The sequence below is a fragment of the Actinoplanes lutulentus genome (assembly GCF_003259845.1).
GTDB lineage: Bacteria > Actinomycetota > Actinomycetes > Mycobacteriales > Micromonosporaceae > Actinoplanes > Actinoplanes lutulentus.
Genome location: NZ_QLMJ01000025.1, coordinates 15,692 through 40,036, shown reverse-complemented (window position 1 = coordinate 40,036; position 24,345 = coordinate 15,692). Strand labels below are relative to the sequence as shown.

Below are 24,345 nucleotides of genomic sequence, written 5' to 3'. Positions count from 1 at the left end.
CCTGCGACGACGCCTCCCCGCGTCATCAAGCGGGAACGATAGAACGGACCCGCAACGTCGCCCGACCATAGTCACTTCAGGAGATCAAAGAAACCGCCCAGCGCCCGCTAAGGCTCTTGATATCAATCCGAGATCTTCCATGTACCGAACGGAACGGTCCCGTCGCGCGGCGTGCCCGCCACGAGGGAAATCTCTCCTGCTCAGTGGATTGACTTGGCTGGTGAAGTAGCGTCAGCGGCGATGACGAGGATTATCGCGGGCACTCTTGGCGGCCGCCGGCTGACTGCACCGGCCGGCGCACAGACAAGGCCCACTTCGGACCGCGTACGCGAAGCGTTCTTCAGTTCATTGGCGACGATGACCGACATTCCCGATGCGCGGTTCGCTGACCTTTATGCCGGTTCTGGAGCGGTTGGCCTGGAAGCGTTGTCCCGTGGGGCCTCGCACACTCTTCTGGTCGAATCGGACGCGAAGGCGGCACGGGTCATCCGTGACAACATCGTCGCTCTCCGTGTCGGCCAGGCGGCCAGAGTCGTCACCGGGCGGGTGCTCCAGGTTCTCGCGAGCCCACCGGACGGCGGACCGTACGACGTGGTCTTCGCCGATCCGCCGTACGCCGTGGAGTCGACCGAGATGGACACCGTTCAGGAGCTCCTGGTGTCGCAGGGCTGGCTGGCGCCTGATGCCGTCGTGGTCTTCGAGCGATCCAAGCGCAGCAGGATGAGCTGGTTGGACGGTCTGATCGAAGAACGCACCCGGCGTTACGGGGAGACCACTCTTTGGTACGGTCGCCGATCATGAGACGAGCGGTGTGTCCCGGCTCCTTCGACCCGGTCACGAACGGGCATCTCGACATCATCGGAAGGGCCAGCCGGCTCTTCGACGAGGTCATCATCGGTGTGCTTATCAACCAGTCGAAGGTGGGACTCTTCACCATCGAGGAACGACTCGAGATGCTGCGCGAGTCGACGGCCCAGTACGGCAACGTCCGGGTCGCCGCGTTCCACGGCCTGCTGGTGGATTTCTGCCGTGACCAGGGTGCCGCCGTCGTGGTCAAGGGACTGCGCGCGGTGAGCGACTTCGATTACGAGTTGCAGATGGCGCAGATGAACATCGGCCTGTCGGGTGTGGAGACGCTGTTCATGCCGACGAATCCGCTTTACTCGTTCCTTTCGTCGAGCTTGGTCAAAGACGTGGTCAAATGGGGTGGCGACGCATCGGCGTACCTTCCGGACCCGGTCCTGGAACGCCTGATCAGCCGCCTCAAGCAGAACTGAACGGTCCCGGCGCGCCGGGACCGAGCTGGTGCGTGAAGCAGTAACGTGATCGGACCACGCTGCGAAACCGGAGGAGTGAGGTGGCGGTGGACCCGCTCGACCGCATCGACGAGATCATCGATTTCGTGCAGGACGCGCGCTCCGTTCCGATGTCCCGTACGAATTTCATGTTCGACCGCGCCGAGATGATCGACCGGCTCGAGGTTCTGCGGGCCGAGCTCCCGTCGGAGCTACGGAAGGCCGCCGCGGTGCTTGAGGAGCGCGACCGGATCATCGATGCCGGCCGCCGCGAGGCCGATCGGATCGTCAGCGAGGGTGAGGCTGAACACGCCCGGCTCGTCTCGGTCAACGAGATCACGGTCTCCGCGGAGCACGAGGGTGCCCGGATCATCGCCGAGGCGCGTACCGAGGCTCAGCGGCTCCGTGAGGAGGTCGACGACTACGTCGACACTGCTCTCGCCAACTTCGAGCAGTTCCTGACCAGGGCGCTGGCGTCGATAGAGCGTGGCCGTGACAAGATGCATGCGCTCCGCGAGATCGGCACCTTCCAGGGTGAGGACGCGGAGCGCCCGCTGCCGTTCTGAGCTGGGGCCGATTCGACGGTTCACGGCAAGCTCAGGTAATGTTTTCGGTCGGCCTACCTATGGCTGAGGAATCACGATGCCCAAGTCACCGCAGAGTCACCTGGACCCCAGGCGCCCGCTTGTCGTAGACACGATCAAGCTCCCACGGCAGCCTGGTGCGACGCGTGCCCTGAGTCGGGTGGTACCGGCGCCGGCGGACCTCGGTCTGGAGCTGATCTCGGTTCTCGAAGGGTCCGACCTCGAGCTCGATCTGAGCATGACGTCGGTCTCCGAAGGGGTCTACATCAGCGGCACCGTTCGTGGCTCACTCTCGGGTGAGTGCGGGCGTTGCCTCAACGAGATCGGCGAGTCGTTCGAGGTTCCCCTGGCGGCGATGTTCGCATACGTGGACAGCACCACCGAGGAGACCACGGATGATGACGAGGTGGGGCGGATGTCGGGCGACCTGCTCGACTTGGAACCGGCGGTTCGGGACGCCATCGTTCTGACTCTGCCGGTCACCCCGCTGTGCCGGCCGGATTGCCCAGGGCTGTGCCCCGAGTGTGGGGTACATCTCGACGACCTTCCGGTGGACCACAACCACGAAGACGTCGATCCCCGCTGGGCTGCATTGCGCAACCTGACGAATTCTGAGGAGTAGTACCGTGGCCGTCCCCAAGCGCAAGATGTCGCGCAGCAACACCCGCTCGCGTCGGGCGAACTGGAAGGCGACCGTGGTTTCGACCACGGCGTGCCCCCAGTGCAAGTCGCCGAAGCTGCCGCACACCGCCTGCTCGGTCTGCGGTACCTACAACGGTCGTCAGGTCCTCGAGGTCTGACGTCGCCGCGTGACACGCCCGATCATCGGGCGGGTCGCACCAGAGCGGTGGCGAACGAACGGTGCAACGGCTCCCGGACAGCGGACTGTCGGGGAGCCGGGCACCGCGCGGATCGCCGTCGACCTCCTCGGCGGGGACCAGGCTCCCGCCGTCGTGGTTGACGGCGCTCTGCGTGCCGCTCAGGCCGATCCGTCCCTGCACCTGACTCTCGTCGGCCCGGCTGAAGCCGCCGACGCGGTTCTCGCTGCCCTCGATCCACCGGACCGGCAGCGCATCACGACGGTGGTCACCACCGCCGGAACAGTCCGTGGCGCGGCTCACGCTGTCGCCGAGGGACGTGCCGACGCGCTCGTCTCGGCCGGTGACACCGGCGCCACGGTCCTCTCCGCTGCTCGGGAGCTCGGCCGCTGGCCCGGCGTACGCCGCCCGGCCCTCGCCGCGGTGCTCCCCACAGCCGCCGGACGACTTGTTCTGCTCGACGTCGGTTCGAGCGTCGATCCGGACGAGGAAGCCCTCCTGGTGCACGCGCGGCTCGGTTCCGCGTACGCATCAATTGTCTTTGATCTTAAAAATCCCCGGGTCGGTCTGCTCACCATCGGCAGTGAGCCCGGCAAGGGTGATCGCCTGCGCCGCTCGGCGCCCGCGCTGTTCGCATCGCGTCCCCTGCCCTCGGGCGCGCGTTACGTCGGCCTGGTCGAAGGCGGCGACGTTGTCCTCGGTACCGCCGCTGATGTGGTGGTGACTGATGGTTTCACCGGAAATGTCCTTCTTAAAGGCTTGGAGGCCGGGTACGCACTCACCGGCCCTCCGAAGCCCGGCACCACCCTTCCCCCACGTGCCGCCGTCCTGCTCGGTGTCGGCGGCACCGTCGTGGTCTGCCACGGCGCGGCCACCGGTTCCGATCTCGCCGCGGGCATCGCCTACGCGGCGGACCTGCATCGCCGCGCCTCGGTCGCGGCCATCGCCGATCTGCTCAGATACAGCGAGGTATCGCATGATTGACAAGCGTCGCCGCCCATCCACCGAGCCGCTGGAGGAGGCCTTCGGCATCCCCCTCAAGCCGGAGCTCCTGGAGCGCGCGCTGACCCACCGTTCGTACGCCTACGAGAACGGCGGCCTGCCCACCAACGAGCGGCTGGAGTTCCTCGGCGACTCGGTGCTGGGCGTCGTGATCACGTCGGCTCTCTTCCACAACCACCCGGACCTTCCCGAGGGGCAGCTCGCCAAGCTGCGGGCCAGCGTGGTCAACATGCACGCGCTCGCCGAAGTGGCGCGCGGCCTGGGCCCGCTGGGTCTCGGCCCGCACCTGCTGCTCGGCAAGGGCGAGGAGACCACCGGCGGGCGGGACAAGGCGAGCATCCTCGCCGACACCCTGGAGGCCCTGCTCGGCGCGATCTACCTGGAGCACGGGCTGGAGGTCGCCGGCGAGGTGGTCCACCGGCTCTTCGACCCGCTGATGCTCGAATCGGCGAGCCGTGGCGCGGCCCTGGACTGGAAGACCAGCCTCCAGGAGCTGACCGCGGCGCTCGGCCTGGGCGTGCCGGATTACGAGATCGAGGACTCCGGCCCGGACCACGCCAAGACGTTCACCGCCTGGGTGGTCGTCGCCGGTGAGCGGTACGGCGGTTCCGAGGGCCGCAGCAAGAAGCAGGCCGAGCAGCGTGCCGCCGCGGCGGCGTGGCGCACGCTGACCGACCGTGCCGAGGCTGAGGAATCCGTCCCGGACATGCCATGATCCCGGGCGTGGAGACCGAGACCCTCGTGGAGCAAAAAGAGCGACTGTGGGACAAAGCGGGCGCCGCTAGGGGTGTCGGCACCGCGGTCGGCATCCTGGCTCTCACCCGAGTGGGCCAGCTGCTCATGATCTGGTGGCTCGGCGGCGCGACCGCCGAGCCCCGCAGCGTCTGGGACCGGCTGCTCGTCTGGGACGCCGGCTGGTTCCTCCGGGTCGCGATGGACGGTTACCCGCGTGGGTACACGTTCGACGCGAACGGCGTGCTCCAGGGCAACGAGCTGGCGTTCTTCCCGGTCTACCCGATCCTGATCCGGTTCGGGGCGGCGATCGGACTGCCCGCGTCCACGGCGGCGGTCCTGATCGCCTGGATCGCCTCGATCGGCGCGGCGGTCGCGCTGCACCTGCTCGGCACCAGCCTGTACGGCAAACGGGCCGGCTGGGCTCTGGTGGCGATCTGCTGCTCTGCCCCGGCTTCCGTGGTGCTCTCGATGGCGTACTCGGAAAGTATCTTCCTCGCCCTGGTGGCGGGGATGTTCGTGGCCGCGCACCGCAGGGTCTGGTGGGCGGCCGGCCTGCTCGGCCTGTTCACCGCGCTGAGCCGGCCGACCGGAGCGGCGGCCGCGCTGGCGCTCGCGGTGGCTGCGGTCCTCGCGGTGCGTGAGATCCGCGCCGCGGAGGGCCGGATCGCCTGGCAACCGCTGATCGCGGCGGGGGCGGCCCTCTCCGGAGTGCCGCTGTTCCTCGGATGGGTGGCCTGGCGGGTCGGCGAGCCCGACGCCTGGTTCAAGATCCAGACGGCCGGCTGGGGCACCTCGTTCGACTACGGCAAGAGCACATTCGAATTCTTGAAGACCACCTTGCGTACGGGTGACGGCTGGATCTCGATGAGCGTGGCCCTGATCCTGCTCGTGGCGCTGGCCGCGGCCGGGGTCGCGCTGGCCGGGAAACCCTGGCTGCCGCTCGCCGTCTACGGGGTGGTGGCGATGGTCCTGGTCTATGGGCAGGCCGGTTTCTACCACTCCAAGCCGCGTCTGCTGCTGCCCGTACTCTTGACGCTGCTGCCGGCTGTCGTGGCGGCGTCCCGTGCCCGCCCCCGGGTCGCGATCCTGGCGATCACGGCCTGGGCCGCGTTCGGCCTCTGGTACGGCGCCTACCTGGTCACCGTCTGGCCGTACACGCTCTAGTTCGCTCCAGTTCCGGAAGGACCGTCGCCGTGCCCGAGCTTCCCGAGGTCGAGACCGTTCGGCAGGGCCTGGCCAAATGGGTGGCCGGCCGCACGATCGCGGCCGCCGAGGTGCACCACCCCCGTGCGATCCGCCGGCATCTGCCGGGTGACGTCCACTTCGCCGCTGTGCTGGCCGGCCGGACCGTCCTGGACATCTCCCGGCGGGGCAAATACCTGTGGCTGCCCCTCGACTCCGGTGACGCGATCATCGCGCATCTGGGGATGAGTGGTCAGCTGCTGATGCAGCCCGACTCGGTGCCGGACGAGAAGCATCTGCGGGTCCGCTTCACGTTCACCGATGGTGGCCCGCAGCTGCGGTTCGTCGATCAGCGGACGTTCGGTGGGCTGTCGGTCTCCGAAGGCGGCGCGGAGCTGCCTGACGAGATCTCGCACATCGCCCGTGATCCGATGGATCCGCTGTTCGACGACGAGGCCTTCTCGGCCCGCCTGCGCGGCCGGCACACCGAGATCAAGCGGGCGCTGCTCGACCAGAGTCTGATCTCCGGGGTGGGGAACATCTACGCCGACGAGGCGCTGTGGCGGGCGAAACTGCACGGTGCCCGTGCCACTGACCAGCTGACGCGTCCCGGGGTGAAGCGGTTGCTCGGGCATGTGCGGGAGGTGCTCTCGGAGGCGATCGTGGCCGGGGGGACCAGTTTCGACGAGCTCTATGTGGATGTGAACGGGGAGAGCGGCTATTTCGATCGGGCGCTGAACGCCTACGGGCGGGAGGGGGAGCCGTGCTCGCGGTGCGGGTCGTTGATCCGGCGCGAGCAGTTCATGAACAGGTCGTCGTTCAGCTGCCCCCGCTGCCAGCCCCGCCCCCGCCCAACCCTCTGAGCAGTCGTCGCGGCGTTCGGGGGGCGGGGCTTCCCCGGAAACTCGTGAGTTTGTGGTCGATCGGCCGGCCAAACCGCACAAGATCCGCCCGAACACCACCCCGCCACCCCGCCACCCCCGCTCAATCGGCCGCGTGCGCCCCCCGCCCCGACGCGGTCACGCTCACCCGCGGCCCCAGATCCGTGGCCAACCCGAACCCGGCCCCCCGCCGCCCCATCAACCTCCGGGCAGCGGTCAGCATCTCCGGCGGAACCCCGTGCACGATGTGGCCGTCACCAGCACGAACCCCGTCACCGTCCCAGTTCTGATAGGCCTCCCAGGGCCCCTCGAACGAACAGATCCGCACCCCGAGGTCCCGATAGAGCGGATGGGTGGGCACCCCGGGATTCAGCACCACCCGATGCAAGCCCCGCCGCGCGGCCAGCCGGATCGTCAACGCGACCGGCCCCACCCCGCCCGACCCGGCGGGAGCCCGGTCGAGGAACAACCCCTCGACCCCGTCGGCCCGCCAGGCGTCGACATCGGTCAGCACGTCGGCGAGCGACCGGCTACCCCAGTCCAGGTCGATCCGGCCCAGCGACTGATGCAAAGTCCGCCGGTCACCAGGCTCTTCACGAACAATCCAGGTTTCAGCGTCCAGCTCCAGCGAGGGAGACGGGTGGGCGTACGACGGGAACAGTGTCTTCACGGCGTCCTCCGTAAATCGGCAGCGGTCAGGGCGACGATGAGCAGTCCGGCCAGGTGTGCCGTGGCGAGTACGCCAACAGCGGCCGGCAGTGGTCCGTTGGATGAGGGAAATAGGGCGATGACGACCGCGGCCAGCGGCGGCGCCACGGCGAGCGTCGCGGCGATGCCGTGCCGGAACCGGGCCGCGAGCAGGGACGTCACGGCGAACACCCCGCCGAGCAGGGTTCCGGCGGCGAGGGCGAGCACACCGTCGCGCATGCCGGGCAGCCCGAAGGCGGCGACGGCGAGCCCGATGCCGGCGGCCAGCGGCGGCAGGAACCCGGCGAGCGTGATCGCGGTGACGTTGCGGATGTGCCGGCCGAGTTCGGCGGCGTCCTCCGCGGAGTCGAGGCCGGCGTCGAGCCGTTCGATGTGCCAGCCGATCAGCGCTTCCAGCATCGGAACGGCGAGCAGCACCGGCAGCACGACGGGCAGTGGCGTGTCCGCCGGCCCGCCGTGCCAGAGCAGGGTCACGCAGGTCGCCTGTGCCGCGCCGATGACCATGTAGGACAGGCCCCGGCGACGATCAGCAACGGTCAGCCGGCTCCGGCCGATGCGTCCCGGGAGCACCGCCGGACGGAATGCCCGCACGGTCACCGCGACGATCGCGCCGGGCACCATCGTCTCCACCGGAACGGCCGCGGCCCAGCTCACACCCAGACTGCCGGCGCAGGCGAGCGCGGCGAGAAGCCAGCACGGCAGGTACCAGGCGGCGACCGCTCCTTCAGCCCGGGTGACGAGCGCGGCGGTCACGCTGCCCATGGCGAGCAGCCCGCAGACCCCGACGGTGGCGGCGAGCGCGCGATCCGGTCCGAGCAGCGAGGCCGGCGCGATCCACACGAGCGCGCACCAGATCCCGCTCGCCGCGGCGAAACCGGTCACCACGAGCCGTGCCGCGGCCGCCTCTCCGGCCCGCTGGAAGGCGACCACTCCCACGCTGGTCAGCGCCTGCGCCGCACTCCATCCGAGCAGCAGCATCACCGCGGTCACCGGCCACGCGACCAGCCTCAACGACGGCGCCGCGGCCACCGCCACGCTCAGCGGCCCCACATAAAGACAACACCGCACCACAGCGCCTGCGAAAAACCCGCGCTTCGCGCGTCTCTTCCTCTTGATCCGGTACGCCTTATCGGCGCTCACATCATCGAAGAAGGCCGACTCGCCCCCAGCATGCAAAGGCATTGCACCGGCTGCCTCGTCGGCCACCACCGGCCCGGCCACCTCTTCGGCGACCTCCCCGGTGATCGGCTGATCCCAGAACCCCTCGACAACGGCCTCGTCGTCAGCCACCGCCAAGCCACCGAACAGGATCCGCGGCTCGACCGCGTGCCGTCCCGGCCCCGTACTGCGGCGCCGGGGAGCCGAAAGTTCTTCGAGGTCGTGCCGTGGTTCACCGGCGCTCGCCCGCCGCCGGGCACGGTTGCGCGCCGACAGCGTCTGATGAACCGGCGCCTGCGCGGCACCGGTGCCACGTTCTGGAGTGATGGTCATCAGTCCTCCCGGGTCAGCCAGCGCACGGTGGCCGGCGTCGTGGTCCGTGGCGCCGCGACGGCGAGCGCCAGCTCGAAAGCGGGCGCGGGCGGCGGCGCGGCGAGGTCGGTGTAGAGGGCGCCGTAGACGCGTACCACCCGGTCGACGGTGAAGTGGCTGAGCGCCCGCTGCCGTGCCGCGTCGCCGAGCGTGCGGCGCCGGGCCGGGTCGCGGAGCAGGTCGACGATGGCGATGGCGAGTTCGGCCGGATCGTTCGGCGGCACCAGGATCCCGGTGTCACCGAGGGTCTCGCCGGCCGGCCCGATGTCCACGCCGACCACGGCCCGGCCCGACATCATGGCCTCGACCAGCCGATACGGCGGATCAGCCGGCCCCGGAACGTGCGCGACGACCTGCCCGGCGGCGTACCGGTCGCGGGGGTCGGCGGGCAGCGGGTGCAGGCGTACGGCCCGGCCCAGCCCGGTGCGCTCGATCTGCTCGGCGCAGTGTTCCTCGTGCGCCGCGGTGACGCCGACCAGGTGCAGCACGGTCCCCGGGATGGCGCCGGCGACGTCCGCGAACGCCTCCAGCACGACGGCGAGCCCGCTGTCCGGCCCGCCGCTGCCGGCCCAGACCACGGTGGGCGCCGCGCTGAGCTCGACCGCTCCGGGATAGTCGCGCGGGTCGACCCCGGCGGGAACCTGCACGAGCCGGGCCGGCCGCGCGCCGTGCTCCAGCGCCCACCCGTGGTGATACGTGCTCAGGGGCGCGATCAGCTCGGCCTCGGCGTACCCGGTCCTCGCCACCGAGCTGCGGAAACGCCGCAGCACGGTCCGGACCGCCGCGGAGAGCCGATCCTCGGCGGGCCGTTGCCGCGGCACCGGCGTACGCGCCTCGGTCAGCAGCAGCGGCACCCCGCTGCGCCACCGCCCGGCGAGAGCGGCGAGCAGCGGCGTGGTCCCGCCGACGCAGTGCACCAGCTCCACTTCGGGCAGTTCGACGGCGAGCGCGCGCATGGCGTGCCGCAGCAGCATCGCCGCGGTACGCGCATCGCGCACGCTGAGCCGGGGCAGCGGCGGGGTGTCCGGTCCACGCGTCACCTGCCGCAGCCGCCAGGCCTCGATCAGCGCCTCGGTGAGCGGCACCCCGCCGAACGGATCAGGCCCCCCGGCGAACTCGGCAAGCCGCCGCAACCCCTCGGCGAACCGCCCGCCGGCCGGCCCGTCGGGGTCGAGCAGCCCGTCATCGTCGAGCAGACCACGGCAGAGCAGGGCGGCGGCCTCGTCCTCGTCCGTGGTGGCGGCGCGGACCGGAGCGTTGGTACGGCGGCGCCCAGGCCGGGCGTCGTCACGGCCCAGCGCGACAGTGCGCGCTGAACCGACGTTGAACGGAAGCGGGTACGCCGGCGCGGACGGCAATTCACGGTCCGTGACGGTCAGCAGCTCGAAGCGGAATCGGTGCAGACCCTCGACGAGGGTCCGGCACCAACCACCGAGTGCGTCCCGCCGGTAGGGGTACCCGCCGCCGGTCAGCAGACAGATGCGCTCACGCGACGGGGTCGGATTCACGGTGGGGGCAACGACACAACCGACCGAAGTTGCCGGATGCTGTCAGCTAGGCGACACAATTACGCACCTTTTGAACCGTTATGTCCGTCGCCTTTGCCCGTTTTTGCCCGGAAGGGGCATTGATGCGACGGCAAATTCTGGCGAGCGGACCCCTCAGGAGGCCGGTGCGCTCGCCGATGAGGGGGATCGACGCTGACCGCCGGAATGGGCATTGTGTGACGCCGAACCGGCCCGCACGCTGTCTCGCAAACTGGCAGAAGGCACATAACAGCAGCTAAACCGTGTTGGTGGCGTGATTCACTGAGAAGAAGCGCCGAACCACGAATGCCTCGGCTTGACGGAGGGTGGGTATCGGCGGACTATGGAGGTGTCGCCAGTCGCGCCCACTCATGCCCCGGTCCGTTCGTGGCTTGAGCTTTCGCACCAGAGAATCTTGTTGATCGATTAGCAGGGTTCTGCGCTCACGCGTGCCCGTGAGTCCTGGGGCTGTGCAAAATTCCTGGGCGGACGTTGGCCGGCCTATCCGGCAAAGAACACAACGAGACGCAGCGCGTCACAAGGAGTCACGATGGCTAAGGCCCTCTACGGCCACGTAGGTGCGGCGCCCGACCGGCGCCTCCTCGACGAGGTCACCCGACTGCGTTCCAGGGTGCAAGGCCTGGAGTTCGAGGTCACCCGCCTCCGGGCGGAAAACGATCGTCTCGCGGCCGCTGCCGCGGAGGCAGACGATTTCGCGCGGCTCACCGAGCCCGCTCTGACCTGAGCCCCACCCGGCCGCCGGTGAAGTCCGCGGGGTGACATACCGGCGTTCATCCCCTCGCACTACTCGCACCCAGCGAACAGCAGGGCACTGAAGAAGGCACCGAAGAAGAGTAGGAAAGAAAAAGCGCGCCTCCACATCCGTGGCGGCGCGCAGCTTTTTGTCCGTTTTTTCGGCTCCGGCGCGCGCCTCTGGCGCGGCGTGTCACTGCTCATCCGACCCCCTGCGGGTAGCCTGCCACCAGCAGACCACCGCCGACCCTCGGAGATCCGTGCACCTCAAGAGCCTGACGGTCAAGGGCTTCAAGTCCTTCGCCTCCGCTACCACGTTGCGGCTGGAGCCGGGCATCACCTGTGTCGTGGGCCCGAACGGATCCGGCAAGTCCAACGTCGTCGACGCCATCGCCTGGGTGCTGGGCGAGCAGGGCGCGAAAGCACTGCGCGGCGGCAAGATGGAGGACGTCATCTTCGCCGGCACCTCCGGCCGCGCGCCGCTGGGCCGCGCCGAGGTGACGCTCACGATCGACAACAACGACGGTGCCCTGCCGATCGAGTACACCGAGGTCTCGATCACCCGCCGGATGTTCCGGGACGGCGCCAGCGAGTACGAGATCAACGGCAACGCGTGCCGGCTGCTCGACATCCAGGAGCTGCTCAGCGACTCCGGCATCGGCCGGGAGATGCACATCATCGTCGGCCAGGGCCGGCTCGACGCGATGCTGCACGCCAAGCCGGAGGACCGCCGCTCCTTCATCGAGGAGGCGGCCGGCGTCCTCAAGCACCGCAAACGCAAAGAGAAGGCGATCCGCAAGCTCGACGCGATGCAGGTCAACCTGAACCGCTTGGGTGACCTCACCACCGAGTTGCGCCGCCAGCTCAAGCCGCTCGGCAAGCAGGCCGAGGTGGCCCGGCGCGCGGCCGGCATCCAGGCCGACCTGCGTGACGCCCGGCTCCGGCTGCTCGCCGACGACCTGCACACCCTGCGCACCACTCTGGACAAGGAGATCGCCGACGAGTCGGCGATGCGCGACCGCCGTGGTCAGGTCGAGGGGGAGAACCGCGAGATCCAGCGCTGGCTCGCCGACCTGGAGACGCAGCACGCCGAGGACGCTCCGCTGCTGGCGGCCGCGCAGGACGCCTGGTACAAACTCTCCACCCTGCAGGAACGCTTCCGCTCCACCGAGCAGCTCGCCACCGAACGACTGCGTCACCTCGCCGCGACTCCGGACGAGGAGCGCCCGGGCCGCGACCCGGAGATGCTCGAAGCCGAGGCGGAGAGTGTTCGCGAGCAGGAAGAAGAACTGCGCGAGGCGCTGACCGAGGACCAGATGCGCCTGGCCGAGGCGGTCGAGCAGCGGCAGGACCTGGAACGGCAGCTGGCCGCGGCCGAGGGCGCGCTGCGTGCGGCCGCCAAGGCGATCGCCGACCGGCGCGAGGGCCTGGCGAAACTGACCGGCAACGTGAACGCCGCCCGCGCGCGTACCGAAGGTGTCGCCGAGGAGATCGAGCGTCTCGCGACGGCGCACAGCGACGCGCTGATGCGTGCCGAGGCCGCACAGGCCGAGGTGGACCTGGTCGCCGACGAGACCTCGGAGGCCGACCGGGACAACGCCGACCTGGACGCGCAGCACGACGAGGCGGTCGCCGCACACGACCGGGCCGCCGCCGTGGTCCGCGAGCTCTCCGACGCCGAACGCGCCGCGGAGAAGGACGCCGCCAGCTGGAAGGCCCGCGAGGAGGCGCTCGCCCTCGGCCTCAAACGCAAGGACGGCGCCGGCGCGCTGCTCGCCCGGGCCGGTCAGGTGCCGGGTCTGCTGGGCAGCCTCGCCTCACTGCTGACCGTCCGCCCGGGGCACGAGGTCGCGCTCGCCGCGGCACTGGGCGGGCTGGCCGACTCGGTCGCACTGTCCGGTGTCGACGAGGCGATCGAAGCCATGCGTACCCTCAAGATCGCTGACGCGGGTCGCGCGGATCTCGTGGTCGCCGGGTCCGCAGGACCCGGAATGCGGGGCTCTCTGGAGAGCCTGCGCCCGGAGTTGCCGGAAGGCGCGGTCTGGGCGCCGGAGATCGTCGACTGCCCGGAGCAGATCCGCCCGGCGCTCAACCGGGTGCTGCGCGACATGGTGCTCGTTCCCGACCTGGCCGCCGCGGCCGCGCTCGTGGCGGTCAACGCCGAGCTGCGCGCGGTGACGCCGGACGGTGACGTGGTCGGCGCCTGGGCGTCGGCCGGCGGTTCGGCGAAAGCAACCAGTTACATCGAGGTGCAGGCCGCGGTCGACGAGGCCAAGGCCAAGCGTGCCGCCGCCGAGGAGGCGATCGCCGAGCTCAAGGACCAGCTCGGCGCGGCCCGGGCCGAGGTGGCCGAGCTCAAGCAGACGGTGAACGTTGCCGCGCAGGCGAAGCGCGCCGCCGAGGGCGAGCGCAACGCGTCCGCCCGGCGGCTCGCCGAGCTGGGCGCGGCGGCCCGGTCGGCCAAGGCGGAGACCGAGCGCCTCGGCGCGTCCCGGCAGAAAGCCGAGGCGGCCCGGGAGACCGACGTGCTGCGCCTCGCCGAGCTGGAGGAACGTCTCCGGCTGGCCGAGGACACCCCGATCGACGAGGAACCCTCCACCGAGGAGCGTGACCAGCTCGCCGCGATGGTGCCGCAGGCCCGGCAGAACGAGATGGAGGTCCGGCTCGCGGTGCGTACCGCTGAGGAACGGGTCTCCTCGATCGCCGGCCGCGCCGACTCGCTGATGCGCCAGGCCAACGCGGAACGACAGGCCCGGGAGCGGGCCGCGGCCCGCCGGGAGGCCCGCGCCCGGGGCGCGAAGATCGCCCAGTCGGTCGCGCTCGGCGCGGCCGGCGCGCTGGAGCACGTCGCCGTCTCGCTGGCCGGCGCGGCCGGCCACCGCGACGAGCTGGCCCAGGCGCGCACCAGCCGGGAAGCCGAGCTGCAGGAGGTACGCGCCACCGCGAAACGCCTCGTCACCGAGCTGGAACGGCTCACCGGCGAGGTGCACCGCGACGAGATGGCCCGTGCCGAGCAGCGGATGCGCATCGACCAGCTGGAGGCGAAAGCCGCCGAGGACTTCTCGCTCGACGTCGAGACGCTGATCCTGGAGTACGGCCCGGAGCAGCTGGTGCCGCCGACCCAGGCCGACGTGGCGCTGGCCGAGAAAGACGGCAAGCCGGAACCGGAGCCGGTCCCGTTCCACCGGCCGACCCAGGAGAAACGGGCGAACAAGGCGGAGCGCGACCTCACCCTGCTCGGCAAGGTGAACCCGCTGGCGCTGGAGGAGTTCGCCGCCCTGGAGGAGCGGTACAAGTTCCTCTCCGACCAGCTCGAGGACCTCAAGGCCACCCGCAAGGACCTGCTCACCGTCGTCAAGGACGTCGACGACCGGATCCTCGAAGTCTTCGCCTCGGCGTTCGAGGACACCGCGCGGGAGTTCCAGGCCGTCTTCCAGGTGCTGTTCCCCGGTGGTGAGGGCCGGCTCGTGCTGACCGACCCGGAGGACATGCTCACCACCGGCGTCGAGGTCGAGGCCCGCCCGCCGGGCAAGAAGATCAAGCGGCTGTCGCTGCTCTCCGGTGGCGAGCGCTCGCTGACCGCGGTCGCGATGCTCTGCGCGATCTTCCGGGCCCGCCCCTCGCCGTTCTACATCATGGACGAGGTCGAGGCGGCCCTGGACGACGTCAACCTGGGCCGGTTGATTACGCTCTTCCGGCAGCTCCGGGAGAAGAGCCAGCTGCTCATCATCACGCACCAGAAGCGCACGATGGAGGTCGCTGACGCCCTCTACGGCGTCACGATGCGCGCGGGTGTCACCCAGGTGATCAGCCAGCGGCTGGTACGCGAGGAAGAAGAGGACTAGACAGACATGCGCGATCGCGCCAGGGCCCTGCTCATCGACCTGGACGGCGTGCTGCGCCGCTGGGATCCGGCCCCGATGATCGCCGTCGAGGTGCAGTACGGGCTGAAGCCGGCCTCGTTGCTCGAGACGTCGATGTCCTGGGACATCTACCGGCCCGCGATGGCCGGCGAGATCACCGACGCGGAGTGGATGAGCCTGGTCGCGAGCCGGCTCCCGCTCGACGAGGCGGAGTCGGCCGCCGCTGTCGCCGCCTGGCAGGCGTACCGGGGTGAGGTTGATCCTGAGGTTCTGGCGTTCGTCCGTGAGGTGCGCGCGGCGGGCCGCCCGGTGGCGATCGCCACGAACGCGACCGACCGGCTCCGCGGCGACCTGGACGCGCTCGGCCTCACCGGCGAGGTGGACGAGGTGATCAGCTCCTGGGAGCTGAAGACGCACAAGCCGGCGAAGGAGTTCTTCACGCAGGCCTGCCTCAAGGTCGGCAAGCTGCCGAAACACGTGCTCATGGTGGACGACGACGACCGCGCGGTGCAGGGCGCCCGGACTGCGGGACTCACCGGTTATCGCTGGGCCGGGCCGGAGCATCTTCCGTACCTGCGCAAGGTTCTTGATCTTCCGGAGTGATCGGCATCTTTCCGGGATGTCGGCTTCGGCCCGGCTCCCGGAAGGATGAAGGCATGTCTCGTCTCGGCAGGATCGTCGCGTTTACCGGTGGGTGTGCCCTGGTGCTGGCCGTTTCGGCCTGCTCCTCCGCTGCCACCCCGTCTGCTTCTCCCACGTCGCCTGCCCCTGCTGCGTCCTCCGCAGCGCCTCCAGTGACGTCAAAACCCACTGAAGCCGCGACCACGGAAGCACCCACCGAGGCTCCGGCTGGGCCGGGCAGTCTTCCCGGTCTCGGCCGGCAGGTCGTCTTCACGACTGTCGCGTCCGCTGGCGGCGACGCTCTCACCGTCGGCTCGGACGGCATCCTCGAGCTGGCGAAGCCCGGCGACCGTTCGCTGTTCGTGACCGTCCCGATCAGCCCCGGCGCCGAGAAGTTCCTGCTCAAGACCGGCAAGCTGCGGGCCGGCGGCGATACGTACTGCCTACAGGTCCACTCGCCGGGTGGCTCCCAGTCGCTGCAGATCAAGATCGAGTCGTGCGACGCCTCCGAGAAGGACCAGATCTTCACGTTCCCCGCACCGGCCGCCGACAGCCCGGGCCGCCTGATCGAGGTGGCCGGCCTCTTCGTGCAGACCACCAAGGAGGGGAAAGTGATCGCCGAGGAGAGCGGCGACAACGAGTTCCTCACGAATTACGCCGTCGAGGACCGGGGCAAGTCGAACATCCCGGCCCTCGACTGAGCGATCAGTACTTGACCTCGGCCACGTCGAAGAGGTCGCCGTCCTTGGAAGTGCCCTCGATCCGGGCGGTGGCGGACCGGCCCTCCAGCTGAAGGGTGCCGACCGCGTTGCCGAAGTACGGCCCGGCCACCCGCTTCCAGCGCAGCGCCGGTTTCGCTACCCCGGCCGACTTGGACAGACCCCGGGCCACCCGAGCCACCGCCCGTGACCAGCTGAAACGCATCAGCGGCCGCATCGGCGCCGGAACCTGGTTGTGGATGGGGGAGCAGGTCAGCTGCATCACCGGCGTGGCGAGGGCCTGACCGAAATCGGCCTTCGCCACGTACGAGTGATGCACATCACCGGAGAGCACGCTGATCGAGGCGGGTGCGGCGTACGCCCCGCCCGCCCCGACGCGGCGGCTCGGAGCGTCCGGGTTGCCCTCGCCGAGCCGCCGGAAGAGCTCGCCGAGCGCCGCGAACGACTTGCCGAATGCCGCCCAGTGCTCCAGGTCGAACGCGCGCCGGATCTGCTCGCCGAACGCGGCAGTGCGGGCGTGCCGTGACTCGGCGATCCGCTCGTTCCACGCCTCGAGGTGGTGGATGGCCGGCGGCATCAGCCACGGCAGCGACGAGCCGACCACCAGGTGGTCGTAATCGCCGTGTGCGCGGTCCAGGAACCAGTCCCACTCGCTTGCCGGGAGCATGGCCCGCGCGCCCGGGGTGAGCACCCGGTTGCACCGGTTGTCCAGCACGACCAGACGGGTCCGGCCGACGTCGAGCGCGAAGCTCCACTGGTACGGCTGGTCGGTGTTCTCCGCCGACCCCGGCTCGTCGACCCGCAACCCGAACTCGTGCAGCAGTTCGGTGGCGTCGCCGGACGAGGACACCTTCTGGAACAGCGGGTCGGCGGCGAGCTCGTCCGGGCTCAGGTTGCCCAGGTGCTGGTAGATCCAGTACGACGCGAGGCCGTCCGCGATCCGCTTGCGCCACCAGGAGTTCCGCGCGATGTCGGCACGCCAGGAGGCCGAGGTGTTCCAGTCGTCGATCAACTCATGGTCGTCGAAGATCATCACGCTGGGCACGGTGGAGAACAGCCACCGCACCTCCGGGTCGCGCCATGACTCCAGGTAGAGCTTCGTGTACTCCTCGAAGGCGACGACCTGGTCGTCCGGGCCGTCGTGGCCGTTGCGGCGGCGCTTCTTCAGGTACCGCTTGACCTTCGCCGAGGTCTCGTCCGCGTACACCTGGTCGCCGAGCAGCACCAGCAGGTCGGGCCGATCGTGCGTACCGGCCATCAGCCGCCGGGCGAACGCGTCGAGCGCGTCCGGCGGCAGCCGTCGCCCGCTCGACTGCGGCGTCCCCTCACGGCAGGACCCGAAGGTCAAGCTCACCGGTTGGTCACGGTCGTCGGTGGCCCGGGTCCGGATCACCGAGGGAGGGTACGTGGAACCGGCCGCCGGCCACACCGAACGCCCGTCGAGAGTGACCGTGTAGGCCTGTGACGAGTCCGGGACCAGGCCGGTCACGACGATCATGGCGTAGTGGTGCCCGTACGCGGAGAAGGTCGGGGCGGAGCCGGTGGCGCCGCCCTCGGCCTCGATGAGCACCTCGGCCGGCTCACTGGTCTCCAGCCAGATGGTGGCGCGATCGCCGGTGACTCGCCGCAGCATCGGGCCGATGAGTAACTGAGCGGTCACCGGATGACGCCGGGGAATTGCCGCATGCGAATGCCTTCCGTGCTGGTACCAAGGGGGTTACCCATCCTCCGTCGGGAGGCCCGGAATCGCCAGTGCACGACCCGAGCCACGTGGGTACGGCTCATCTGTAAGGATTCGGGCATGGAATACGTGGTCGCCGCAGTGATCCTGCTCGTCGTCCTGGTCGCGGGCGCGGTCGGGCTGGTGGTGCCGAGGATGCGCCGCAAGGAGCTCCCGCCGCCGCCCTCCCCGGGCTCGACGACCACCCTGGAGCGCCCGCCGACGGCGCCGGCGGTGCCGGCCGAGGACGAGTTGCCGCCGCTCATCTCACCCGCGCCGGTTGTCGAGGAGGCACCGGCTCCGGTCGTTGACGAGGCGCCCCCGGTCGTCGAGGAAGAGATTCCCGAGATCGAGCAGCCGGCGCCGACCGCCGGCCGGCTGGTCCGGCTGCGTGCCCGGCTGGCCCGCTCGCAGAACGCCCTCGGCCGGGGCCTGCTCACTGTTCTCTCCCGGGATCACCTGGAGGAGGAGGACTGGGAGGAGATCGAGGAGAGCCTGATCGGCGCCGACGTCGGCGTGGAGGCCACCCAGGTGCTCGTCGAACGGCTCCGGGAGCGGGTCCGGATCCTCGGTACGCGTTCCGTCTCCGAGGTCCGTGAGCAGCTCGCCGAGGAACTCGTCGCCGCGTTGGAGCCCGACCTCGACCGCAGCCTGAAGACCACTCCGCACGACGGCCGCCCGGCCGTCGTGATGGTCGTCGGCGTGAACGGCGCCGGCAAGACCACCACCTGCGGCAAGATCGGCCGGGTGCTGATCGCGGACGGGCGCACCGTGCTCTTCGGCGCGGCCGACACCTTCCGGGCGGCCGCCGCCGAGCAGCTGGCGACGTGGGGTGAGCGGGTCGGCGCCGAGACCGTGCGCGGTCCCGAGGGCGGCGATCCGGCGAGTGTGGCGTTCGACGCCGTGAAACGGGGTATCGAGGTCGGCGTGGACACCGTGCTGATCGACACCGCGGGCCGGCTGCAGAACAAGGTCGGCCTGATGGACGAGCTCGGCAAGGTCAAGCGGGTCGTGGAGAAGCACGGCCCGGTCGACGAGACGCTGCTGATTCTCGACGCCACGACCGGTCAGAACGGTCTTGAGCAGGCCCGCGTATTCACTGAGGTGGTGGATGTCACGGGTGTCGTTCTGACCAAGCTGGACGGCACGGCCAAGGGCGGCATCGTCATCGCGGTGCAGCGCAAGCTGGGTATCCCGGTGAAGCTCGTGGGTCTCGGCGAGGGTCCGGACGACCTCGCGCCGTTCGAGCCCGCGGCTTTCGTGGAGGCTCTGCTTGGCGGGGACGCGTAGGCTCGCAAAGTGTATGAAGGAGATCCGGGGAGGACGTTGGTGACGCAGGAACCGGTGCGCGAGATCCCGCTGCACGGTGGCAACGTCAGCACGGTGTCCCGGATCGGTGACACGGTCCGGCGTAACGCGGGTCCCTGGACCCCGGCCGTGCACGCCCTGCTGAACCATCTGGAGCGGGTCGGTTTCACCGGGTCGCCGTCCGCCCTCGGCATGGACGAGAAAGGCCGCGAGGTCCTCTCCTACCTGGATGGCGAGTGCGGCGAGTACCCCTTGGCCCCGCACTGGGTCACCGAGGAAGCGCTGGTCACGGTCGGCACGATGCTGCGGATGTTCCACGACGCCCAGTACGGTTTCGTGCCCCCGCCGGGGTCGGTCTGGCGCTCGTTCGGGCCGCCCCCGCCGGACACCGAGGTGATCTGTCACCACGACGCCGCCCCGCACAACGTGGTCTGGCGTCCGGACGGCACCCTTGCCCTGATCGATTTCGACCTCGCTTCGCCGGGCTCACGCCTGTACGACGTGGCGTACGCGGCCTGGACCTGGGTGCCTCTCTTCAGTGACCGGGATTCGTACACGCTCGGCTGGAAGCGGCCGAACCGTCCGCGCCGGCTGCGCCTGTTCGCGGACGCGTACGGCTTGATTCCCCGCGACCGGCATCGGCTGGTTCGGACCATAAGGAAACGGATCGTCGACCACGTCGAGGGGATCCGGCGGATGGCGGCCGCCGGCGATCCGGCATTCGTCCGGATCGTTCATAAAGGTCACCTTCGCCGTCCGATGCGTGACCTGCGGCTGCTCGACTACGAGCGGCACACGCTGGAGTACGCACTGCGGTGAGTGGCCTTCTTTAGCGTTTGGCATCCATGATCGTCTTGCCTGTGAGAGTTTCTTCACACGTCGGAAACATGCCGTCACTCGCCGGTAATCGCCTGAAGACCGTGTGCGAAACAGGGGGGCGGAAAGCTTCCGCGCATCCGGCCAGGGGCGATGTAGCCACGCTGCGCCGTGAGGAGGGAATCCTACTTAGGAGGCCAGCGTGCCTGACGCACCGACGATTGATACTGGCAACACCGCGTGGCTGCTGATCTCCAGCGCGATCGTGTTGCTCATGACCCCTGGACTGGCCCTGTTCTACGGTGGCCTGAACCGTTCCAAGGGCGTTCTGAACATGATGATGATGAGCTTCTCCGCGATGGGGCTCATCTCTGTACTTTGGCTCTTCTACGGCTTTTCGTTGGCCTTCGGCACCGACCAGGGCAGCGTCATCGGCAACATCGGTGACTACCTGGGCACCAAGACCTTCCTCGGCGAGGGCGACCTGTGGGGCGCCACCGCTGAGAACCCGAGCGGTACCGGTATCCCGCTCTACGTCTTCATGGCCTTCCAGATGATGTTCGCCATCATCACCGTCGCTCTGATCAGCGGCGCGATCAGCGACCGCGCCAAGTTCGGCGGCTGGCTGGTCTTCGCCGGTGCGTGGGCCACCCTGGTCTACTTCCCGGTCGCCCACTGGGTCTGGGGCGGTGGCTTCATCTACGACCTCGGCGCCCTGGACTTCGCAGGTGGTACCGCGGTTCACATCAACGCCGGTGCTGCGGCTCTCGCACTGGTTCTGGTGCTCGGCAAGCGGGTCGGCTGGCCTCGTGAGTCGATGAAGCCGCACAACGTGCCGTTCGTGGCGCTGGGCGCGGGCCTGCTGTGGTTCGGCTGGTTCGGCTTCAACGCCGGCTCCGAGCTGACCGCGGACAGCATCACCGGTCTCGCCTTCATCAACACCCAGGTCGCCACCGCTGCGGCGGTCGTCGGCTGGCTCATCGTGGAGAAGTTCCGCGACGGCAAGCCCACCCTGGTCGGCGCCTCCTCCGGTGCGATCGCCGGTCTGGTCGCCATCACGCCGGCCTGTGCCTTCATCGCCCCCTGGGCCGCGACCCTGCTGGGTCTGGTCGCCGGTCTGGTCTGTGCCCTGGCGATCAGCCTGAAGTACAAGCTCGGTTACGACGACTCGCTCGACGTGGTCGGCGTGCACTTCGTCGGCGGCTGGATCGGCTGCCTCTGGATCGGCCTCTTCGGTGACAGCGCGGTCAACGCCCTGGTCGCCAACGACGGCCTGTTCGTCGGCGGCGGTGTCAAGCAGCTCGGCATCCAGGCGCTGAGCGCCCTGATCGTCACGGTCTACTCGTTCGCGGTCGCCTTCATCCTCGGCTTCCTGATCAACAAGACCATCGGCTTCCGGGTCTCCCCGGAGGCTGAGGTCGACGGGATCGACGTCGCGGAGCACGCTGAGAGCGCCTACGACCTTCAGCCGGCTTCGGGTAGCGGTGGTGGCGCCTTCGCCATGGCGGGTATCAAGCCCGGCGCGGCCGAGGGTTCCCCGGTCAGCGAAAAAGTTAACGGTTAAGTTCTGATGGCTGCTCCGATGGAGGGACTGAGCATGAAGCTGGTGACCGCGGTCATCAAGCCGTACCAGCTCGACGCGGTGAAGGAGGCTCTGCACGCCCTTGGCGTTGCCGGGCTCACCGTGAGCGAGGTACAGGGTTACGGCCGGCAGAAGGGCCACACCGAGGTGTACCGGGGTGCCGAGTACACCGTCGAGTTCCTGCCCAAGATCAAGGTCGAGGTGCTGACCGACGAGATCGACGTCGAGAAGATCGTCGACGCCGTGATCACCGCTTCGCGGACCGGCAAGATCGGTGACGGCAAGGTCTGGGTCACGTCGGTTGACGACGTGGTCCGGGTCCGCACCGGCGAGCGCGGCCTCGACGCCCTGTAATCACATGACTAACCCGTTGAGTGAGCCGCCGGCCCCGCCGGCCCGTCCGGCAGCTGGTGGCTCACTCGACAAACTGCGTGACCACATCGGCGCCGTCGCCCGCCATGAGCGGGCGGCGGCGCTCGACGTGTGGCTGACCGAGCTCTTCCCGTCCCACCTGCCCGGCGTCAGCCTGGTCGCGGTGGGCGGCCTGGGACGCCGCGACTGCGCGCCCTACAGCGACCTCGACCTCGTGCTGGTGCACAACGGCACCGCCGGGATCGACCGGATCGCCTCCTCGCTCTGGTACCCCATCTGGGACGCCCGCCTCGGGCTGGACCACTCCGTGCGTACGCTTCCGGAAGCTCTTTCCGTCGCGCACGACGACGTCAAGGTGTCGCTCGGCCTGCTGGACGCCCGGCACGTGGCCGGCGACGCCGCACTCTCCGCCGAGCTGATCGCGGCCACCGGTGACCAGTGGCGGCGTACCGCCGTGCGGCTCCTGCCGCAGCTGCGCGAGATCACCACGGCCCGCTGGACCCAGCACGGCGAGCTCGCGTTCCTCCTTGAGGGTGACCTCAAGGAGGCCGCCGGCGGCCTGCGCGACCTGACGCTGCTGCGTGGCATCGGCCGGGCCGGCATCGCCGACACCATGCGTCCCGCGGTCCGCGCGGCCGGCCTGCGGCTGCTGGACACCCGCGACGCCCTGCACCTGGCGGTCGGCCGCCGGGTCGACCGGCTGGTCGCACAGGAACGTGCCGCCGTCGCCGACCTGCTCGACATCGAGGACGCCGACGCGCTGCTGCGGAGGGTGTCGGGCGATGCGCGTACCGTCGCTCATGCCGTTGACGACGCCTGGCGCGCGGTGGACCGCCTGCGCACCGGCCGCCGCCGTGGCGGCGTGCCGGTCGCGCCCGTCCGCCGCCCGGTCGCCCGCGACGTGGTGGAGCAGGACGGTGAGCTGGTCCTCGCCCGGACCGCGATCGGCCCGGTCCCGGACCCCAGCCTCTCGCTGCGGGTGGCCGCGGCCGCCGCCACCGTGCAGCTGCCGATGGCCCGCGCCACCTGCGAGTGGCTCGCCGCGTTCTGCCCGCCGCTGCCGACACCGTGGCCGGCGTCCGCGCGGGCCGCGCTGGTCTCGCTGCTCGGCTCCGGCCAGGGGCTGCTGCCGGCCTGGGAGACCTGCGACCGGTACGGGCTGATCGACGCCTGGCTGCCCGAGTGGGCCCGGATGCGCAGCCTGCCGCAGCACCACCCGATCCACCGGTACACCCTGGACCGGCACCTCGTGCAGGCCGCGTACGAAGCGACCACGTACACCCGTGAGGTGGACCGGCCCGACCTGCTGCTGCTCGGCGCGTTCCTGCACGACGTCGGCAAAGGCCTGCCCGGTGACCACAGCATCGTGGGCGCGCCGATCGCCGCCGACATCGCGGCCCGGATCGGCCTGCCGCCGGCCGACGTGGCGACGATCGAGAAGATGGTGCGGCTGCACCTGCTGCTCCCGGACGTGGCGACCCGCCGGGACCTGAGCGACCCGAAAACCATCTCCGCCGTGGCCGAGGCCGTCGGCGACCGGGCCACCCTCGACCTGCTGCACGCGCTCGCCCGCGCCGACTCGCACGCCACCGGCCCGGCCGCCTGGTCGGACTGGAAAGGCCGGCTGATGGCCGAGCTGGTCCGCAAGGTGCACACCGCGCTGGACACCGGTGAGCTGCCCGAACCGCCTCAGCCGGACCCGGAGCTGCTGGAGGGCGGCCTGCCGGTGGTCCACCTGGACGGTGACCGGGTGGCGGTCGCCGCGGCCGACCGGCGGGGTCTGCTCGCCGGAGTGGCGGCCTGCCTCGCCATGCACCGGCTGGACGTGGTGGCCGCCAACACGTCGACCGTGGACGGCCGGGCCATCGTGGAGTTCTACACGTCGCCGCGGTACGGCTCGCCGTACGATCCGGTCGCCCTCGCGGCGGACCTGCGCCGCGTCGCCTCCGGCGACGTCTCGGTGACCCAGCGGGTACGCGCACGCGCCATGAGCGCCCGAGGCGGCACCGCCTCGCCCCGGGTCGTCTGGCAGCGTGCCGTGGCGACCGACGCGGTGGTGCTGGAGTTGCGGGCCGCCGACTCGGCCGGCCTGCTCTACCGGGTGACCGCCGCCCTCGACGAGGCCGGAGCGGAAATCCGCGCCGCTCGCATCTCCACGCTCGGAGGCGACGTCGTGGACGCCTTCTACCTCGTGGGCACCTGGTCGGAGTCCGCCGAACGAGACCGTGTGGAGGCCGCCGTCCTGGCAGCGGTCTGATCGCTCTCGTCACCCCGGGCCACCGCGTCGCGTTGAGCTGATCGACACCGCGGGGTACACGGACGGAGAGTCG

General features: G+C 70.0%; 22 protein-coding genes. 18 read left to right on the top strand and 4 right to left on the bottom strand.

Annotated features, from left to right (window positions below; all coding sequences use genetic code 11):
- The first annotated feature begins 240 nt into the window (after window positions 1–240).
- The 9 genes from rsmD (at window position 241) to mutM (ending at window position 6,479) form a co-directional block, all read left to right on the top strand.
- The gene (gene rsmD / locus B0I29_RS39230) at window positions 241–801 is read left to right on the top strand and encodes a 16S rRNA (guanine(966)-N(2))-methyltransferase RsmD (protein WP_111654250.1); all 561 of its coding nucleotides are present in this window, start codon (window positions 241–243) and stop codon (window positions 799–801) included.
- A complete protein-coding gene (coaD, locus tag B0I29_RS39225; RefSeq protein WP_111654367.1) occupies window positions 798–1,277 on the top strand; it encodes a pantetheine-phosphate adenylyltransferase in 480 nt (159 codons plus the stop codon). Before rsmD ends, coaD begins: the two co-directional genes overlap by 4 nt.
- 86 nt (window positions 1,278–1,363) lie before the next feature.
- Window positions 1,364–1,861 carry an SPFH domain-containing protein gene (locus B0I29_RS39220; RefSeq protein ID WP_111654366.1) on the top strand — a complete coding sequence of 166 codons (498 nt, stop codon included), beginning with the start codon at window positions 1,364–1,366 and terminating at the stop codon, window positions 1,859–1,861.
- A gap of 76 nt (window positions 1,862–1,937) precedes the next feature.
- Complete coding sequence (locus B0I29_RS39215; RefSeq protein ID WP_111654249.1) at window positions 1,938–2,501, top strand: YceD family protein; 564 nt, start codon at window positions 1,938–1,940, stop codon at window positions 2,499–2,501.
- Between the two features lie 4 nt (window positions 2,502–2,505).
- Window positions 2,506–2,679, top strand: a complete 174-nt coding sequence (gene rpmF / locus B0I29_RS39210) for a 50S ribosomal protein L32 (protein ID WP_111654248.1) — start codon at window positions 2,506–2,508, stop codon at window positions 2,677–2,679.
- 111 nt (window positions 2,680–2,790) lie between these two features.
- Entirely contained in the window at window positions 2,791–3,681 is an 891-nt protein-coding gene (locus B0I29_RS39205) for a phosphate acyltransferase PlsX (RefSeq protein WP_245973137.1), read from the top strand.
- Entirely contained in the window at window positions 3,674–4,414 is a 741-nt protein-coding gene (gene rnc, locus B0I29_RS39200) for a ribonuclease III (protein ID WP_111654246.1), read from the top strand. The genes B0I29_RS39205 and rnc overlap by 8 nt, the downstream gene beginning before the upstream one ends.
- An 8-nt stretch (window positions 4,415–4,422) precedes the next feature.
- Complete coding sequence (locus tag B0I29_RS39195) at window positions 4,423–5,598, top strand: mannosyltransferase family protein (RefSeq protein ID WP_245973130.1); 1,176 nt, start codon at window positions 4,423–4,425, stop codon at window positions 5,596–5,598.
- Window positions 5,599–5,627: 29 nt separating this feature from the next.
- Window positions 5,628–6,479, top strand: a complete 852-nt coding sequence (gene mutM / locus B0I29_RS39190) for a bifunctional DNA-formamidopyrimidine glycosylase/DNA-(apurinic or apyrimidinic site) lyase (protein ID WP_111654244.1) — start codon at window positions 5,628–5,630, stop codon at window positions 6,477–6,479.
- A 121-nt stretch (window positions 6,480–6,600) separates the two neighbouring features.
- Here the strand turns inward: mutM and B0I29_RS39185 are convergent, their stop codons facing one another.
- The 3 genes from B0I29_RS39185 to B0I29_RS39175 are packed head-to-tail and all read right to left on the bottom strand — an operon-like array spanning window position 6,601 to window position 10,243.
- Window positions 6,601–7,167: a spherulation-specific family 4 protein gene (locus tag B0I29_RS39185; RefSeq protein ID WP_111654243.1), complete on the bottom strand. Its 567-nt coding sequence runs from the start codon at window positions 7,165–7,167 to the stop codon at window positions 6,601–6,603.
- Entirely contained in the window at window positions 7,164–8,696 is a 1,533-nt protein-coding gene (locus B0I29_RS39180; RefSeq protein ID WP_221402019.1) for a hypothetical protein, read from the bottom strand. Before B0I29_RS39180 ends, B0I29_RS39185 begins: the two co-directional genes overlap by 4 nt.
- A complete protein-coding gene (locus tag B0I29_RS39175; RefSeq protein WP_111654242.1) occupies window positions 8,696–10,243 on the bottom strand; it encodes a DUF3492 domain-containing protein in 1,548 nt (515 codons plus the stop codon). The genes B0I29_RS39180 and B0I29_RS39175 overlap by 1 nt, the downstream gene beginning before the upstream one ends.
- 568 nt (window positions 10,244–10,811) lie before the next feature.
- Between B0I29_RS39175 and B0I29_RS39170 the strand changes: the two genes are divergently transcribed.
- The 4 genes from B0I29_RS39170 to B0I29_RS39155 all read left to right on the top strand — a co-directional run bounded on the left by B0I29_RS39170 (window position 10,812) and on the right by B0I29_RS39155 (window position 16,199).
- On the top strand, window positions 10,812–11,006 hold the full coding sequence (locus B0I29_RS39170) for a hypothetical protein (RefSeq protein ID WP_111654241.1): 195 nt from the start codon (window positions 10,812–10,814) through the stop codon (window positions 11,004–11,006).
- A gap of 268 nt (window positions 11,007–11,274) precedes the next feature.
- A complete protein-coding gene (gene smc, locus B0I29_RS39165) occupies window positions 11,275–14,859 on the top strand; it encodes a chromosome segregation protein SMC (RefSeq protein WP_111654240.1) in 3,585 nt (1,194 codons plus the stop codon).
- A gap of 6 nt (window positions 14,860–14,865) precedes the next feature.
- Window positions 14,866–15,480, top strand: coding sequence for an HAD family hydrolase (locus tag B0I29_RS39160; protein WP_111654239.1), 615 nt, complete (start codon window positions 14,866–14,868; stop codon window positions 15,478–15,480).
- A gap of 53 nt (window positions 15,481–15,533) precedes the next feature.
- Window positions 15,534–16,199, top strand: a complete 666-nt coding sequence (locus tag B0I29_RS39155; protein WP_146617043.1) for a hypothetical protein — start codon at window positions 15,534–15,536, stop codon at window positions 16,197–16,199.
- Between the two features lie 4 nt (window positions 16,200–16,203).
- On the opposite strand, the gene B0I29_RS39150 is transcribed toward B0I29_RS39155, so the two are convergent.
- Window positions 16,204–17,877, bottom strand: a complete 1,674-nt coding sequence (locus B0I29_RS39150) for an alkaline phosphatase D family protein (RefSeq protein WP_181558209.1) — start codon at window positions 17,875–17,877, stop codon at window positions 16,204–16,206.
- Window positions 17,878–18,018: 141 nt separating this feature from the next.
- Here B0I29_RS39150 and ftsY point away from each other — a divergent pair, with 141 nt between their 5' ends.
- The 5 genes from ftsY to B0I29_RS39125 all read left to right on the top strand — a co-directional run bounded on the left by ftsY (window position 18,019) and on the right by B0I29_RS39125 (window position 24,272).
- Window positions 18,019–19,227 (top strand): signal recognition particle-docking protein FtsY, encoded by a 1,209-nt coding sequence (ftsY, locus tag B0I29_RS39145; protein WP_111654237.1) that lies wholly within the window; start codon window positions 18,019–18,021, stop codon window positions 19,225–19,227.
- Between the two features lie 39 nt (window positions 19,228–19,266).
- Window positions 19,267–20,064, top strand: a complete 798-nt coding sequence (locus tag B0I29_RS39140; protein WP_111654236.1) for an aminoglycoside phosphotransferase family protein — start codon at window positions 19,267–19,269, stop codon at window positions 20,062–20,064.
- 199 nt (window positions 20,065–20,263) lie between these two features.
- On the top strand, window positions 20,264–21,625 hold the full coding sequence (locus B0I29_RS39135; protein WP_111654235.1) for an ammonium transporter: 1,362 nt from the start codon (window positions 20,264–20,266) through the stop codon (window positions 21,623–21,625).
- Between the two features lie 33 nt (window positions 21,626–21,658).
- Window positions 21,659–21,997 (top strand): P-II family nitrogen regulator, encoded by a 339-nt coding sequence (locus B0I29_RS39130; RefSeq protein WP_041830256.1) that lies wholly within the window; start codon window positions 21,659–21,661, stop codon window positions 21,995–21,997.
- A 4-nt stretch (window positions 21,998–22,001) separates the two neighbouring features.
- On the top strand, window positions 22,002–24,272 hold the full coding sequence (locus tag B0I29_RS39125) for a [protein-PII] uridylyltransferase (RefSeq protein ID WP_111654234.1): 2,271 nt from the start codon (window positions 22,002–22,004) through the stop codon (window positions 24,270–24,272).
- The last annotated feature ends 73 nt before the right edge of the window (window positions 24,273–24,345 follow it).